General features: G+C 74.6%; 15 protein-coding genes and 1 other RNA gene. 11 read left to right on the top strand and 5 right to left on the bottom strand.

The window, feature by feature from the left end:
- Positions 1–125: 125 nt before the first annotated feature.
- Entirely contained in the window at positions 126–1670 is a 1545-nt protein-coding gene (locus ACI6QG_RS08120) for an AMP-binding protein (RefSeq protein WP_407024086.1), read from the bottom strand.
- Positions 1667–2347 carry an SDR family NAD(P)-dependent oxidoreductase gene (locus ACI6QG_RS08115; protein ID WP_407024085.1) on the bottom strand — a complete coding sequence of 227 codons (681 nt, stop codon included), beginning with the start codon at positions 2345–2347 and terminating at the stop codon, positions 1667–1669. Before ACI6QG_RS08115 ends, ACI6QG_RS08120 begins: the two co-directional genes overlap by 4 nt.
- Before the next feature lie 89 nt (positions 2348–2436).
- Here ACI6QG_RS08115 and dctP point away from each other — a divergent pair, with 89 nt between their 5' ends.
- The 4 genes from dctP (at position 2437) to ACI6QG_RS08095 (ending at position 7494) form a co-directional block, all read left to right on the top strand.
- On the top strand, positions 2437–3465 hold the full coding sequence (gene dctP / locus ACI6QG_RS08110) for a TRAP transporter substrate-binding protein DctP (RefSeq protein WP_407024084.1): 1029 nt from the start codon (positions 2437–2439) through the stop codon (positions 3463–3465).
- 2 nt (positions 3466–3467) lie between these two features.
- Positions 3468–3977 (top strand): TRAP transporter small permease, encoded by a 510-nt coding sequence (locus ACI6QG_RS08105; protein ID WP_407024083.1) that lies wholly within the window; start codon positions 3468–3470, stop codon positions 3975–3977.
- Positions 3974–5260 (top strand): TRAP transporter large permease, encoded by a 1287-nt coding sequence (locus tag ACI6QG_RS08100; protein WP_407024082.1) that lies wholly within the window; start codon positions 3974–3976, stop codon positions 5258–5260. Before ACI6QG_RS08105 ends, ACI6QG_RS08100 begins: the two co-directional genes overlap by 4 nt.
- A 71-nt stretch (positions 5261–5331) precedes the next feature.
- On the top strand, positions 5332–7494 hold the full coding sequence (locus tag ACI6QG_RS08095) for an acetate--CoA ligase family protein (protein WP_407024081.1): 2163 nt from the start codon (positions 5332–5334) through the stop codon (positions 7492–7494).
- Here ACI6QG_RS08095 and ACI6QG_RS08090 read toward each other — a convergent pair.
- From ACI6QG_RS08090 to ACI6QG_RS08080, 3 genes are read right to left on the bottom strand one after another with little or no spacing between them, the layout of a single operon-like run.
- Positions 7426–8121 carry a sulfite exporter TauE/SafE family protein gene (locus ACI6QG_RS08090; RefSeq protein ID WP_407024080.1) on the bottom strand — a complete coding sequence of 232 codons (696 nt, stop codon included), beginning with the start codon at positions 8119–8121 and terminating at the stop codon, positions 7426–7428. The two genes, ACI6QG_RS08095 and ACI6QG_RS08090, sit on opposite strands and share 69 nt — an antisense overlap.
- A gap of 54 nt (positions 8122–8175) precedes the next feature.
- Positions 8176–9087 carry a class I fructose-bisphosphate aldolase gene (locus ACI6QG_RS08085; protein ID WP_407024079.1) on the bottom strand — a complete coding sequence of 304 codons (912 nt, stop codon included), beginning with the start codon at positions 9085–9087 and terminating at the stop codon, positions 8176–8178.
- 36 nt (positions 9088–9123) lie between these two features.
- A complete protein-coding gene (locus ACI6QG_RS08080) occupies positions 9124–9546 on the bottom strand; it encodes a hypothetical protein (protein ID WP_407024078.1) in 423 nt (140 codons plus the stop codon).
- Positions 9547–9562: 16 nt separating this feature from the next.
- Between ACI6QG_RS08080 and ACI6QG_RS08075 the strand changes: the two genes are divergently transcribed.
- The 7 genes from ACI6QG_RS08075 (at position 9563) to ACI6QG_RS08045 (ending at position 13885) form a co-directional block, all read left to right on the top strand.
- Positions 9563–9781, top strand: coding sequence for a hypothetical protein (locus ACI6QG_RS08075; protein WP_407024077.1), 219 nt, complete (start codon positions 9563–9565; stop codon positions 9779–9781).
- A complete protein-coding gene (locus ACI6QG_RS08070; RefSeq protein WP_407024076.1) occupies positions 9781–10134 on the top strand; it encodes a cell division protein ZapA in 354 nt (117 codons plus the stop codon). The genes ACI6QG_RS08075 and ACI6QG_RS08070 overlap by 1 nt, the downstream gene beginning before the upstream one ends.
- A complete protein-coding gene (locus ACI6QG_RS08065) occupies positions 10134–11429 on the top strand; it encodes a hypothetical protein (protein WP_407024075.1) in 1296 nt (431 codons plus the stop codon). The genes ACI6QG_RS08070 and ACI6QG_RS08065 overlap by 1 nt, the downstream gene beginning before the upstream one ends.
- Before the next feature lie 36 nt (positions 11430–11465).
- A non-coding RNA gene (gene ssrS, locus ACI6QG_RS08060) (6S RNA) lies at positions 11466–11622 on the top strand.
- A 40-nt stretch (positions 11623–11662) separates the two neighbouring features.
- The gene (locus ACI6QG_RS08055) at positions 11663–12190 is read left to right on the top strand and encodes a 5-formyltetrahydrofolate cyclo-ligase (protein ID WP_407024074.1); all 528 of its coding nucleotides are present in this window, start codon (positions 11663–11665) and stop codon (positions 12188–12190) included.
- A complete protein-coding gene (locus ACI6QG_RS08050) occupies positions 12187–12996 on the top strand; it encodes a TIGR00282 family metallophosphoesterase (RefSeq protein ID WP_407024073.1) in 810 nt (269 codons plus the stop codon). The genes ACI6QG_RS08055 and ACI6QG_RS08050 overlap by 4 nt, the downstream gene beginning before the upstream one ends.
- Positions 12997–13057: 61 nt before the next feature.
- Entirely contained in the window at positions 13058–13885 is an 828-nt protein-coding gene (locus tag ACI6QG_RS08045) for an NAD(P)H-binding protein (protein WP_407024072.1), read from the top strand.
- Positions 13886–13889 lie beyond the last annotated feature (4 nt).

The raw sequence follows: 13889 nt of genomic DNA, 5'->3' as shown, positions 1-13889 counted from the left end.
TCCTTTTCCATCTGTCCCAGGATGCGGGACGGCGCGCATTCTTGGCGCAGCGCGCTTTTGCGGCGCCGCAGCAAAGCGGCCAAGACCGGGGAATTTGCGCAGGGTGCGGCATGCACGCGGGGCGTTCATGCGAAGGAAATCCCTTCCTGCGCCAACCGTTCGCGCAGCAGCGCCTTGGGCACCTTGCCGTAGGCCGATTTCGGCAGCGCCTCCCAGGCCACGGCGTTCAGCGGGTGCTTGTACCGCGCCAACTGCCCGTCCAGCGACGCCAGCACCGCCGCGGGCGGCGTGGCGTCGCGCAGCACCAGGCAGGCCACGCCGGCCTCGCCCCATTTCGGGTGCGGCAGGCCGACCACGGCGCATTCCGCCACCGCCGGGTGCAGCAGCAGCGCCTCCTCCACCTCGCGCGGGTACACGTTGGAGCCGCCGGAAATGAACATGTCGCTCGCCCGGCCCGTGATGGTCAGGAAGCCGTGGTGGTCGAGGTGGCCCAGGTCGCCGGTGTGGAACCAGCCGCCGCGGAAGGCCTGCGCCGTCGCTTCCGGGTTGTTCCAGTAGCCGGCGAACACCGCGGGGCCACGCACGCAGACCTCGCCGGTTTCGTCCGCCGGCAGGCGGGTGCCGTCCTCGGCCAGGATGGCCACCTCCATTCCCGTGCGCGGCTGCCCGCAGGACAGCGCGCCGGGCGCGGCATCGTCGGCGCTGTGCTGGTCGGCGCGCAGCACGGTGATGTTGCCCGTCACCTCGCCCAGGCCGAAATACTGCACCAGGCACGGGCCCAGCCGCGCCAGCGCGCGCTTCTGGTCGGCGCGGTACATCGGAGCGCCGGCGTAGATGACGTGGCGCAGCGCGTACGGCGCGGCCTCCGGGTGCTCCGCCAGCGCCGAAAGGATGGTGGGCACGGTGAACATGTTGGTGACGCGGTGCGCCGCCACCAGCCGCCACGCCTCGGCCACGTCCAGCCGCTCGCCCGGCAGCAGCACGGATGGCGCGCCGCGTGCCACGTTGGACAGCAGGTGGATGCCCGCCCCGTGCGACAGCGGCGCCACCACCAGCGAAGCGTCGCGTTCCGTCAGCCCCGGCATCAGGTCGGCCAGGTGGTTGGTGACGACGAAGTTCATCTGCCCATGGGTCAGCACCGCCGCCTTGGGCCGGCCGGTGGTGCCGGAGGTGAAGAAGAACCAGGCCGGATGCTCCGGCGCCACCGCTTCCTCCGCGTCGCGCGGCCAGGGGGCGGCGGCGGCCAGCGCCGCCTCGTAGTTCTCCTCCTCCGCTTCGGCGTCGCCCACCGCCAGCACGCGCGCCACGCCCGCCGCCTCCGCATGGGCGCGGAAGCCGTGGTCGCGCAGCATCAGCGCGGCGCCGGAGGATTGCGCCACGAAGGCCACCTCCGGCGGAGTGAGCCGGACATTGGTGGGCACCCAGGCGGCGCCGGCCTTCCAACAGCCCCACATGCTCTCGACCATGGCATTGCTGTTGCGCGAATGGACCAGCACCCGGTCGCCCGGCGCGATGCCACGGGCGCGCAGCACGGCGGCCAGGCGGCTGGCGCGGTCGTCCAGCTCGGCCCAGCTCCAGCGGCGGTCGCGCCACAGCAGGGCGGGCGCATCGGGCAGGCGGCGCGCGGTCTGCGCCAGCAGCCGCGCGAGGTTGGCGGTGGGGATGCTCACGCCATCAGCCCGGTGCCGGCGAAGCCGCCATCCACCGCCAGCGCGTGGCCGTTGACGTAGCCGCTGCGCGCCCCGTCCAGCAGGAACAGCGCCGCCTCGGCGATCTCGTCCGGGGTGCCGTAGCGGGCCATGGGGATGCGCGCCGTCCAGCCCGCGCGCGTGGCGGCGTCGTGCAGCGTCGCCACCATCGGCGTCTCGACCGGGCCGGGGCAGATGGCGTTCACCCGGATGCCGCGCGGCGCCAGGTCAATCGCCATCACCTGCGCCATGTTCACCACCGCCGCCTTGGACGCGCCATAGGCCACCCGCCCCTTCGAGCCGCGCAAGCCGGAGACGGAGGAGATCAGCACGATGGACCGGCCCGGCGCCATCCGCCGCGCCGCCGCCTGGGCGCAGAGGAAGGAGCCGATGACGTTCACCTCCAGGATGCGGCGGAAGGCGTCGGCGGTGGTGTCCAGCACCGGCGTGTCGGCGGAGATGCCGGCGCAGGTGACCAGCCCGCTCACCGCCGGCAGGGAGGCCATCCAGGCGTCCACCGCGGCCTCGTCCGTCACGTCCAGCGCGGCGATGCCGGGCACGGCGGTGCGGTCCGCCCCCGCCACCGCCCAGCCCTGCGCGGCGGCGCGCGCCAGCAGCGCGGCGCCCAGGCCCGAGGCGGCACCGGTGATGGCCAGCATGGTCCCCTCCCTTGCGCGGCGCGGCCCGCGCGCGGCATGGTGGCGCCGATGAAGCGGCGCGTGCAAGCCGCCGCCCCGAGGAGACGCCCATGCCCGCCATCACCCGCCGCGCCGCCCTGGGCGGCCTGCTCGCCACGCCGCTGGTCGCCGGCGCCCAGCCCGCCTACAGGCCCGAATACAAGGTGTCTGTGGTGGCCAACCGCCCCATCCCCTTCGCCGAGGGCGCCTTCCAGTGGGCCGAGCTGGTGAACGAGCGCTCGGGCGGGCGCATCAACATGCGCGTCTATCCGCAATCCCAGCTGGTGGGCGGCGACCAGACGCGCGAGCTGCTGGCGATGCGCCAGGGCATCATCGACATGTGCGTGTTCAGCACCATCAACATCGCGCCGCAGGTGCGCGAGGCGGGCATCTTCCAGCTGCCCTTCCTGATGCCCGACCACCGCGCCTTCGACGCGCTGGTCAACGGCGAGGTCGGGCGCGACCTGAACGCGGTGATGGACCGCCGCGACGTGGTGCCGCTGGCCTGGGGCGAGAACGGCTTCCGCGAGATCAGCAACTCCCGCCGCGCCATCGCTGCCCCCGGTGACCTGCGCGGCCTGAAGATCCGCTTCGCCGCCGGGGCCATCTTCAGCGACATCTACAACGCGCTGGGCGCCAACCCCCTGCAGATGAGCTTCGCCGACCTGCAGCCGGCGTTGAGCACCGGCGCGGTGGATGGGCAGGAGAACCCGGTCAACCTGTTCCTGGCCTTCCGCATGGACACGCTGGCCCAGCGCCACCTGACGGTGTGGAACTACGTGAACGACGCGCTGATCTTCGGCGTGGCGAAGTCGGTGATGGCCCAGTTCACCCCGCAGGACCAGGAGCTGCTGCGCGAATGCGCGCGCGAGGCGGCGCGGCGCAACATCGCGCTGGCCCGCAACGGGCTGGGCATCCCCGGCACCGACGACAGCGCCATGCAGGAGCTGCGCCGCCGCAACGTGGAGGTGACGTCGCTCACGCTCCAGCAGAAGCAGGCCTTCGCCCAGGCGCTGCGCCCGGTCTACGAGAAGTGGTCCGCCACCGTGGGCAACGACCTCACCCGCAAGGCCGAGGCGGCGATCCGCGCGCTGTCCTGACCTTGGCGGCGGATTTCGACCCCACGGCGCCGGCGCCCGAGCCGCGCACGCGCATCCCGCTGACGCTGGAGCGCGTGCTGCTGGCCGGCTGCATGGCCGCCATGGCGCTGATCACCTTCGCCAACGTCGTCACCCGCTACCTGACCGACATCTCGCTCGCCTTCACCGAGGAATACTCGGTGGCGCTGATGGTCGTCGTGGCGCTGGTGGGCACGGCGCTGGCCACCGCGATGGACCGGCACATCCGCATCGGCTTCTTCGTGGACAAGCTGCCCCCGCGCGGCCGCCGCGCGGCGGAGATCATCGCCATGGCGCTGCTGGTGCTGTGCTTCGGCCTCATCGCCTACTACGGCGCCTGGATGACCTGGGACGAGTACGATTTCGAGGCGCTCTCCCCCGGGCTGGGCCACCCGCAATGGCTCTACACGGTCTGGCTGCCGGTGCTCTCGCTGCTGGTGATGGCGCGCGCGCTGGGGCGGATTGTGCGGCTGGCGCGGGGCCGCGACATTTGATCGGCAGCATCCTCTTCCTCGCCTTCCTGGTGATGCTGCTGGGCGGCGTGCCGATCGGCGTGGCGCTCGGCCTCGCCGGCGCGCTGGCGATCACGCTGGCGGACCAGTCCATCATGGCCATGCCAACCAACGTCTATGCCGGCATCGCCAAGTATCCGCTCATCGCCATCCCGATGTTCGTGCTGGTCGGCTGCGTGTTCGACCGCACGGGGGTGGCGCTGCGGCTGGTGCGCTTCGCCACCGCACTGGTGGGTGCGGGGCGCGGGGCGCTGGCCTCCGTTTCCATCCTCGTCGCCATGGTCATCGGCGGCATCAGCGGCTCCGGCCCCGCCACCGCGGCGGCCGTGGGCAAGGTGGTGACGGAGGGCATGGTGAAGGATGGCTACCCGCGCCCCTTCATCGCCTCCACCGTCGGCGCGGCGGCGGCGACGGACATCCTCATCCCGCCCTCCATCGCCTTCATCGTCTATGCCGTCATGGTGCCCGGCGTCTCGGTGCCCGCCATCTTCATGGCCGGGATGCTGCCGGGCATCCTCGCCGGCTGCGCGCTGCTGGTGCCCATCCTGCTCATCTCCTGGCTGCGCGACTTCGGCGGCAAGAACCCGGACCGCGGGGCGCTCTCGGTCTGGCGCACCTTCAAGGAGGCGTTCTGGGGGCTGATGGCGCCGGTGGTGATCCTGGGCGGCATGCGCATCGGCGCCTTCACCCCCACCGAGGCCGCGGTGATGGCGGTGTTCTACGGCCTGTTCATCGGCTTCTTCGTGTATCGCTCGATGACGCTGCGCGACCTCTACGAGATGATGGTGGAGGCCGGCGAGATCTCCGCCGTCATCCTCGTCATCGTCGCGCTCGCCTCCGTCTTCGCCTGGAGCACGGCGACGCTGGGCATCGTGCAGCCCATCGCCGGCTGGATCGTCGGCCTCGGCCTGGGGGAATACGGCACCATCGCGCTGCTGATGGTGGCGCTGGTCTTCATCGGCATGTTCCTGGACGGCGTCTCCACCTTCCTGATCCTGCTGCCGGTGTTGATCCCCATCGCGCGCAGCTTCGGCTGGGACCTGACCTGGTTCGGCGTCATCCTCACCATGAAGATCGCCATCGGCCAGTTCACCCCGCCGATGGCGGTGAACCTGATGGTGTCCTGCCGCATCGCGCAGGTCAGCATGGAATCCACCCTGCCCTGGGTGCTGTGGCTGATCCTGGCGATGTTCGCCGCGCTGGCGCTGGTGGTGGCCTTCCCCGGCATCGCGCTGTGGCTGCCGGCGGCGATGGGCGTGCTGTAGCAGCCAGGGGGGTCTTGCCCTCCCGCCCGTCCTGGCACGCAATGCGGGCAAACGCATCACGGAGGAAACCCATGGACCCGCTCCGCACGCCCGGCAGCCTGCGCTGCCTGCTCTCGCCGCGCTCGGTCGCCGTCATCGGCGTCTCGGCCGAGCCCACCGGATTCGGCGCGCGGACCGTGCAGAACATGTCCGGCTTCGCGGGCGACGTCTGGTGCGTGAACCCGAAATACGCCGGGCAGGAGCTGCACGGCCGCCCTTGCGTCGCCAGCGTCGCCGACATCCCGGGCGTGCCGGATTCCGCCGTCATCGCCCTGCCGCGCACCGGCGTGCTGGCGGCGGTGGAGGCGCTGGCCGCCAAGGGCGCGGGCGGCGCCGTGCTCTACGCCTCCGGCTACGGCGAGACCGACCTGCCCGAGCGCGCGGAGGAGGAGGAAGCGCTGCGCGCCCGCGCCCGCGCCCTGGGCTTCCCGCTGCTGGGCGCCAACTGCCTGGGCTTCGTGGACCACGTGCGCCGCTGCGGCGCCACCTTCATGCCAGACTACGCCAAGATGACGGCGCCGGCCGGCGGGGTGGGCATCGTCAGCCAATCCGGCGCCATGGGCTACGCGCTGATGCAGGCGGCCGAGCGCGGCTTCGCGGTGGCGCACATGCTCACGGCCGGCAACAGCACCGACCTCGACGTGTGCGACCTCGCGGCCTTCCAGCTGGCGATGCCGGAGGTGCGCAGCATCGCGCTGGCGGTGGAGGGCGTGCGCGACGCCCGCCGCCTGCTGGCGCTGGGCGAGCAGGCGCGCGCCGCGGGCAAGCCCATCGTGGTGCTGAAGCTGGGGCGGGGCAGCGTCGGCGCCGCCGCCGCCATGTCGCACACCGGCTCGCTGGCCGGCGCCACCGAGGCGTGGTCGGCCGGCTTCCGCCGCGCCGGGCTGCTGGAGGTGGAGGATTTCGACGCCCTGCTGGAGACCGCCGGCTTCCTCGCCAAGGCGCCGCCGCCGCGCGGGCGGGGCGTGGGCATCGTCACCCCCTCCGGCGGCGCCGGCATCATGGCGGCCGACCACGCGGAGGCCGCGGGGCTGGACCTGCCGCAGCCGCGCCCGGACACCGCGGCGACGCTGAAGGCCTCCATTCCCGAATTCGGCTCGCCGCGGAATCCCTGCGACCTGACGGCGCAGGTGGCCACCAATCCGAAGCTGTTCGAGGACTGCATGGCGGCGATGCTGGAGGACGACCAGTACGCCACCGTCATCTTCCCCATCGTCTACCACAACCCCGGCACCACCCCCTCGCGCATGGTGACGCTGGAGGAGATGGCGGCGAAGGCCGGCAAGCCCATCTGCATCATGTGGATCCCCGAGAGCCTGGAAGGCCCGGGCGCCGAGGCCGCCGACACCGCGCCGCACCTGGCGCTGTTCCGCTCCACCCGCCGCATGATGGCGGCCATCCGCCTGTGGCTGCAGCACCACGCCGCCGTGGCCGAGGCCCCGGCCCCCGCCCTGCCCGCCCCCGCCCTGCCACCGGGCGCCGCCACGCTGATGGAGGCCGAGGCCAAGGCGCTGTTCCGCCAGGCCGGCCTGCCGGTGGGCGAGGAGCGCCGCGCCGCCGATGCCGGGGGCGCGGTGGCCGCGGCGCAGGCCATCGGCTTCCCCGTGGTGCTGAAGCTCGACAGCCCGGACGTGGCGCACAAGACGGAAGTGGGCGGCGTGCAGCTCGACCTGGGCGACGCCGGGGCGGTGCGCGCCGCCTTCGCCCGCATCATGGACGGCGCGCGGACGCACGCGCCCCAGGCGCGGGTGGCGGGCGTGCTGGTGCAGCGGATGGAGCCGCGCGGGGTGGAGCTGATCCTCGGCGCGCGGCGGGACCCGCAATGGGGCACCCTGCTGCTGGTCGGGCTGGGCGGCGTGCAGGCGGAGCTGTGGAAGGACGTGCAGATGGACGTCGCCCCGGTCTCGCCCGCGCGGGCGGGGGCGATGCTGCGCGCCCTGGCCGCCTGGCCCTTGCTGGACGGCTTCCGCGGCGCGCCGAAGGTGGATGTGGACCGGGTGGCGGAGGCCATCAGCCGCTTCAGCGCCTTCGCCGCCGCCTGCGGCGCGCGGCTGGAGGAAGCGGAGATCAACCCCCTGCTGTGCCGCCCCGACGGCTGCGTGGCGGTGGACGGGCTGATGACGCTGTCACCCGCGCCCGAGCAGCCACAGGCCCAGCGCCAGCAGGCCCAGCAGGAAGCAGCGGCGGAAGCCTGATTCCGAGAGGCGGCCGCGCACCGCCTCGCCCAGGCGCTGGCCCAGCAGGGCCGGCGCCACCGCCAGCAGCCCCGCCCAGCCCAGCGCCGCCAGTTGCGGCCACACCAGCCCGGCCAGCGCCAGGGTCGAGACGGTGAAGGACAGGCCCAGGGCGCGCACCAGCCCGTCGCGCCCCAGCCCCTGCGCCTGCAGCCAGGGCACGGCAGGCAGCACGAACACGCCGGTGGCCGCCGTCACCGCCCCCGTCGCCACCCCCACCGGCAGGGCGGCCGCCGGCGGCAGATGCGGCTTCCAGCCCGACAGGCCCAGCGCGGCGTACAGCGCCAGCATGCCGCCCAGCGCGGCCCCCGCGTGCCGCCCGCCCAGCCCGCCCCACAGCCACAGCCCCAGCAGCGTGCCGCCCACCACCCCGGCCAGCAGGCCGCGCAGCCGCCAGCCCAGCCTTGCCGCTTCCCGCCAGGGGCGCACCTGCACCAGGTTGGTGACCAGCGAGGGCAGCACCAGCAGCGCGGCGGCCTCGGCCGGGGCCATCGCCAGGGTCAGCAGCCCCATCGCCACCGTGGGCAGCCCCAGCCCGATGACCCCCTTCACGAAGCCCGCGAGGAGGAAGACGCCCAGAATCAGCATGGCCCGGAGGATGCCCCCCGGGCCACGCGCGACGCTTCGTCCGGTGGCGAAGCCTCAGGAACGGTAGATGTCCACCATGTCGCCCAGCAGCTTCAGCGCCTCGTCGCGCGGACGCTGGAAGGCGTTGCGGCCGACGATGGAGCCGTTGCCGCCGCCGGCATGGATGGCCCGCGCCTCGCCGAGCAGCGCGTCGGCGCCCTTGGCCTCGCCGCCGCTGAACACCACCAGGCGGCGCCCGTTGAAGCAGGCCTTCACCACATGGGCGATGCGCTTGGCGGCGTCGTCCTCGACCGGCGAGGAATCGTAGGTCTTCTTCGCGGCATCCAGGCTGATGGCGCCGGTGGGCGGCTTCACCTTGATGATGTGCGCGCCGACCAGCGCGGCCATGTGCGCGGCATAGGCGCAGATGTCCAGCGCCGTCTCGCCCGTCTTGTCCAGCATCGGGCCGCGCGGGTAGGACCACACCACCACGGCCAGCCCGGCGGCCTTGGCCTCGGCGGTCAGCTCGCGCAGCTCCTCCATCATCTCGAACTGGTACTCGCTGCTCGGGTAGATGGTGAAGCCGATGGCCGAGCAGCCCAGGCGCAGCGCGTCGTCCACGCCCGCCGTCACCGCCTGGTCCTTGGTGGTGGACAGCGAGTTGGAGCTGTTCACCTTCAGGATGGTCGGGATGGAGCCGGCGAAGGTGGAGGCCCCGGCCTCGATCATCCCCAGCGGCGCGGCGTAGGCGTTCAGCCCGGCGTCGAGCGCCAGCTGGAAGTGGTAGTGCGGGTCATAGGCGGCGGGGTTCGGCGCGAAGGAGCGCGCGGGGCCGTGCTCGAAGCCCTGGTCCACCGGCAGGATCACCATGCGCCCGGTGCCGCCGAGCTTCCCCTCCATCAGAATGCGGGCGAGGTTCGCCTTGGTGCCGGGGTTGTCGCTCTCGTACCAGGAAAGGATTTCCTTGACCTTGTGCGTCAGCTGCATCGCCGGTGTCCTTCGCGGAAAGGGGATGGCGGGCGCTTAACCCAACTCCGGCGCGTCGGGAAGGCCCAGGGCCTGGCGCAGGAAGGCGCGCCCGCGCGGCGTGTCCAGCCGCACCCCCGCGAGGTCCAGCGCCGGCGGGCGCGCGGGCAGAAGCGCGCAGCCCGCCTCGCCCGCCAGCCCGGCCAGCGCGGCGAAGCCCGGCACGGCAGGGTCCAGCACCAGCCCGCGGGCGCCCAGGCGCAGCGCCGCCAGCGCGTGCCCCGGGGCGCGGCCGCAATCCAGCACCGCGCGCAGCCACGCGGCCTCGCCCACCAGGGCGCGCCAGCCCGGCGCGCCGAGGAAGGCGCCCGCCCCGGGCACCGAAAGGAAGGCGGCTTCCGGCCACAGCGCCAGCACCGCCGCGCGCTCGGCGGCGCGGCGCAGGACGACATGTCGCGGTTGACCATGCGGGGGGGCCATGCGAACGCTCTGCACCATGCCAGGCGACGCCCCGTCCAGCCCCGATCCCGCCCTCGCCGCCCTCGACCGGCTGGAGGCGGCGCTCGATTCCCTGTTCGACCGGATCGAGGCGCGCTTCGCCCGGCTGGAGGAGGACCGCGTGCCGCGCGCCGAGGTCGAGGACCTGTCGCGCCGGCTGGACGAGGCGCTGGGCCGCCTCAAGCTGGCGATGAGCGAGGGGGAGGAGCCGAACTGATGGGCCAGGTCACCGTCAAGCTGAACGGCTACACCCACACCATCGGCTGCCAGGACGGCGAGGAGGACCACGTCCGCAACCTCGTGCAGCAGCTGGAGGAGAAGGTCCGCGCCGTGCGCTCCATGGGCGGGCAATGGAGCGAGCAGCGCATGCTGCTGCACGTCGCCCTGCTGCTGGCCGACGAGGGGCACGACCTGCGCGCCGAGCTGCAGCGCCTGCGCGCCGGCCAGCCGCCCGCCTCCGTCGGGCTGGTGCCGCCCGGCCCCGCCCTGCCCCCGGCCGACCCGCGCGTGGCCGAGCGCCTGGCCGCCCTGGCGGAGCGCATCGAGGCCATGGGCCGCAGCATCGGCTGATGGCCCTGCGCGCCGCCCTGCTGGCCGCCCTGCTGCTGGCGCCGGCGGCGGCGCGCGCGGCGCTGGAGCCCGCCGCCTGCCCCGCCGGCCTGCCCGCCGGCACCGAATGCTTCCGCGGCCGCGACGCCCAGGGCGCCTTCGTGACCGCCGCCCGGCCGCCCGGCGCCCATGGCGGGCTGGTGGTGCACAGCCACGGCGGCCCGCGCCTGGACGCCCCCACCGCCGCCACCGCCGACGAGGACCTGCTGCGCTTCCGCGAGTTCCTGTCAGAGGGCTGGTCCTGGGTGCAGTCCTCGCGCAGGCGCGGCGGCTTCGGCGTGGCAATGGGCGGCGAGGACACGGAGGCGGCGCGCCGCCTCTACGTCGCGCGCTTCGGCCCGCCGGCGCTGACGGTGGCGCACGGCCAGTCCTACGGCGCGCTGGTGACGGCGCTGCTGCTGGAGCGCCACAACGAGCCCGGGCCGGATGGCCGCCGCCCCTATGACGCGGCGCTGCTGACCTCCGGCGTGCTGGCGGGCGCCACCCGCGCCTACGACATGCGCATGGACCTGCGCGCCGCCTTCCAGGCCATCTGCGGCACCCATCCCGGCCCGGAGGAGGAGCCCTACCACCTCGCGCTCGGCCTGCCGGAGGAGGCGCGGATGACGCCCGCCGACCTGCGCGCCCGGCTGGAGGGCTGCACCGGCGGCGCCGCGCCCACCCCCGCCCAGGCCGCCGCCGCCCGCGCGCTGAGCGCGGCCAGCCGTGTGCCGGAGCGCGCCCTGGCCGGCCACCTGAACTGGGCCACCTTCGGCTTCCGCGACGTGGCGCGCCACGTGACGCAGGGCCGCCCGGCCTTCGGCAACGACGGCGTGCGCTACGCCGACCCGGCGCTGGACGCGCGCATCCCGCGCTTCGCCGCCGACCCCGAGGCCCGCGCCGCCCTGGCCGCCGACGCCGACCCCACCGGCCGCACCGGCGCCCTGCCCACCCTGGTGCTGCACGGCGCGGGCGACGCCACCGCCTTCGTCGAGCACGCCGCCGCCTACGCCGCCACCCGCGCCGCCGCCGGCACCGGCGGCAGCCTCGCCGCCCTGTTCGCCGACGAGGTTGAACACTCCAAGATGTCCGCGCCGCTCTACCCGGCGGCGCTGGCGCTGCTGGCGGAATGGGCGCGCGGCGGCCCGCGGCCCGGCCACGCCGCCCTCGCCGCCCGCTGCGCGGCGATGCAGTCCCGCCACCCCGGCGAATGCCGCCTGATGCCCGAGGGCTGGGCGCCGCAGCCGTGGGAGGCGCGGGTCAACGCGCCGCGCTGACTTGCCGCGCCGCCCCGTCGCGCCTATGTCATCGGGGCGAGGCTGCCCGGTTCGTGCGGCACAGACATCCCCAGGGCCAATAAGCAACTCCCGGGAGCTGGCTCTGGCCGGGCCGTGGTCCGGTCATCTGGCGCCCACCTGTCTTGGCAGGCCTTGGGAGGATGCGTTCGCCCACGGCCAGGGTGGCTTCGCACTTGCGCCCGGCGCGCCCCGGCGGCACAGCCCGCCGTAGCATGGACAAGCCCGAACTCCGCCGCCACGCGCTCGCGCGCCGCGGCGGCTCGCCCGATGCCCCCCGGCGCCTGCTGGCGCACCTGCTGCCGCTGGTGCCGCCCGGCGCCGCCGTGGCCGGCTTCTGGCCGCTGCCGGGCGAGCTGGACCTGCGCCCGGCGCTGGCGGCGCTGCATGCGCGCGGCCACGCCCTGGCCCTGCCCTTCACCCCGCCGCGCGGCCAGCCGCTGCGCTTCCGCCGCTGGGCGCCGGGCGAGGCGCTGGCCCCCGGCCCCATGGGCACCGCCCACCCGGCGGCGGAGGTGCCCCTGGTGCCGGGGGTGGTGCTGGTGCCGCTGCTGGCCTTCGACCGCCGCGGCGGCCGGCTGGGCTATGGCGGCGGCTACTACGATCGCACGCTGCCGCTGTTCCCGCATGCCCGGCGCCTCGGCATTGCCTTCGCGGCGCAGGAGGTGGATGAGGTGCCGATGCAGCCGCACGACATCTTCCTGCACGCCATCGTCACCGAGGAGGGCGTGACCCGCCCGTGAGGATCCTGTTCCTGGGCGACGTGGTCGGCCGCGCCGGCCGCGACGCCGTGGTCGCCGCCCTGCCCGCCCTGCGGCAGCGCCTGCGCGCCGAGCTGGTGGTGCTGAACGGCGAGAACGCCTCGCACGGCTTCGGCCTGTCGCCCGACATGGCGCGCGCCTTCCTGGCGGCGGGTGCGGACGTCATCACCCTGGGCAACCACGCCTGGGACCGGCGCGAGATCATCCCCTACCTGGAGGAGCAGCCGCGCGTCATCCGCCCGCTGAACTTCCCCCCCGGCACGCCCGGCCGCGGCGCGGTGGAGGTGGCGCTGCCCGACGGCCGCAAGGCGCTGGTGATGCAGGCCATGGGCCGCCTGTTCATGGACCCGCTGGACGACCCCTTCCGCGCCATCCAGGCCGAGCTGGCGAAGCACCGCCTGGGCGTGACGGTGCAGGCCGCCATCCTCGACGTCCATGCCGAGGCGACGAGCGAGAAGCAGGCCATCGCCCATTCCTTCGACGGCATGCTCTCGCTGGTGGTGGGCACCCACACCCACGTGCCCACGGCGGACCACCGCATCCTGCCCGGCGGCACCGCCTTCCAGACCGATGCCGGCATGTGCGGCGACTACGACAGCGTCATCGGCATGGGCAAGGGCGTGGCGGCGCTGCGCTTCTGGCGCAAGATGCCCGGCGAGCGCCTGGCGCCGGCGGAAGGCCCCGCCACCCTGTGCGGCCTGCTGGTGGAGACCAGCGACGCCACCGGGCATGCGCTGTCCGTGCGCGCCATCCGCCAGGGCGGCGGGCTGGAGGAGTGCTCGCCGTGAGGGGCGCGGGAACCGCATCCACCAAGCCTCCCGGCCTGGCCCGGGCCGCGGCGGGCCGCCCGTGATCGCCCTGGTCGGCGCCACCGGCCGCTCCGGCGCCGCACTGGCGCGGGCGTTGCACGCGCGCGCCATCCCGTTCCGCGCCGTGGTGCGCGATGCGGCGCGATGGGCCGCGCTGGGCATCCCCGCCCCCCACGCCCTCGCCGACCTCGCCGATGCCCGTGCCCTGCGCGCCGCGCTGGCCGGCGCGGCCACCGTTGCCTCCTGCGCCCATGCGCGCCACGCGCCGGCCCTGCTGGCCGCCACCGGCGCGCCCCTGGTGCTGATGGGCTCCACCCGCCGCCATTCCCGCTGGCCCGACGCCCATGGCGACGGCGTGCGGCTGGGCGAGGCCGCCTTCCGCGCCGATGGCCGCCCGGGCGTGCTGCTGCACCCCACCATGATCTACGGCGCCCAGGGCGAGGACAACGTGCAGCGCCTGGCCGCGCTGATGCGCCGCCTGCCCGTGCTGCCCCTGCCCGGCGGCGGCCGCGCCCTGGTGCAGCCCATCCACCAGGACGACGTCACCGCCTGCCTGCTGGCCGCCCTGCGCATCGCCCACCAGGGCCCGCGGGTGCTGGACGTGGCGGGGCCGGAGGCGCTGCCCTACCGCGACTTCTGCGCCGCCGTCGCCCGCGCCGCCGGGCTGCGCCCGCGCCCGGTGGTGCCGCTGCCCGCCGCCCTGCTGATGGCCGCCGCCCCGCTGGCGCGCCTGGCCGGGGTGCGGCTGGGCCGCGACGAGGTGCGCCGGCTGACGGAGGACAAGGCCTTCGACACCGCGGCGATGCGGCATGTGCTGGGCGTCATCCCCCGCCCCCTTGCCGAAGGGCTGCGCCTGACCTTTGCTTGAGGGC

This window comes from Sabulicella flocculans, from assembly GCF_045449635.1.
In the GTDB taxonomy this organism is placed as follows: Bacteria; Pseudomonadota; Alphaproteobacteria; order Acetobacterales; family Acetobacteraceae; genus Roseococcus.
Note: the sequence above shows the minus strand (reverse complement) of the source record. Positions and strands in the feature narration are given on the sequence as shown.

Excerpts from the sequence above, each read along its gene's own strand:
- ACI6QG_RS08075 (WP_407024077.1), top strand. The coding sequence starts at position 9,563 with ATGCCAGGCGACGCCCCGTCCAGCCCCGATCCCGCCCTCGCCGCCCTC.
- ACI6QG_RS08065 (WP_407024075.1), top strand. The coding sequence starts at position 10,134 with ATGGCCCTGCGCGCCGCCCTGCTGGCCGCCCTGCTGCTGGCGCCGGCG.
- dctP (WP_407024084.1), top strand. The coding sequence starts at position 2,437 with ATGCCCGCCATCACCCGCCGCGCCGCCCTGGGCGGCCTGCTCGCCACG.
- ACI6QG_RS08115 (WP_407024085.1), bottom strand. The coding sequence starts at position 2,347 with ATGCTGGCCATCACCGGTGCCGCCTCGGGCCTGGGCGCCGCGCTGCTG.
- ACI6QG_RS08095 (WP_407024081.1), top strand. The coding sequence starts at position 5,332 with ATGGACCCGCTCCGCACGCCCGGCAGCCTGCGCTGCCTGCTCTCGCCG.
- ACI6QG_RS08080 (WP_407024078.1), bottom strand. The coding sequence starts at position 9,546 with ATGGCCCCCCCGCATGGTCAACCGCGACATGTCGTCCTGCGCCGCGCC.
- ACI6QG_RS08090 (WP_407024080.1), bottom strand. The coding sequence starts at position 8,121 with ATGCTGATTCTGGGCGTCTTCCTCCTCGCGGGCTTCGTGAAGGGGGTC.
- ACI6QG_RS08055 (WP_407024074.1), top strand. The coding sequence starts at position 11,663 with ATGGACAAGCCCGAACTCCGCCGCCACGCGCTCGCGCGCCGCGGCGGC.
- ACI6QG_RS08085 (WP_407024079.1), bottom strand. The coding sequence starts at position 9,087 with ATGCAGCTGACGCACAAGGTCAAGGAAATCCTTTCCTGGTACGAGAGC.
- ACI6QG_RS08070 (WP_407024076.1), top strand. The coding sequence starts at position 9,781 with ATGGGCCAGGTCACCGTCAAGCTGAACGGCTACACCCACACCATCGGC.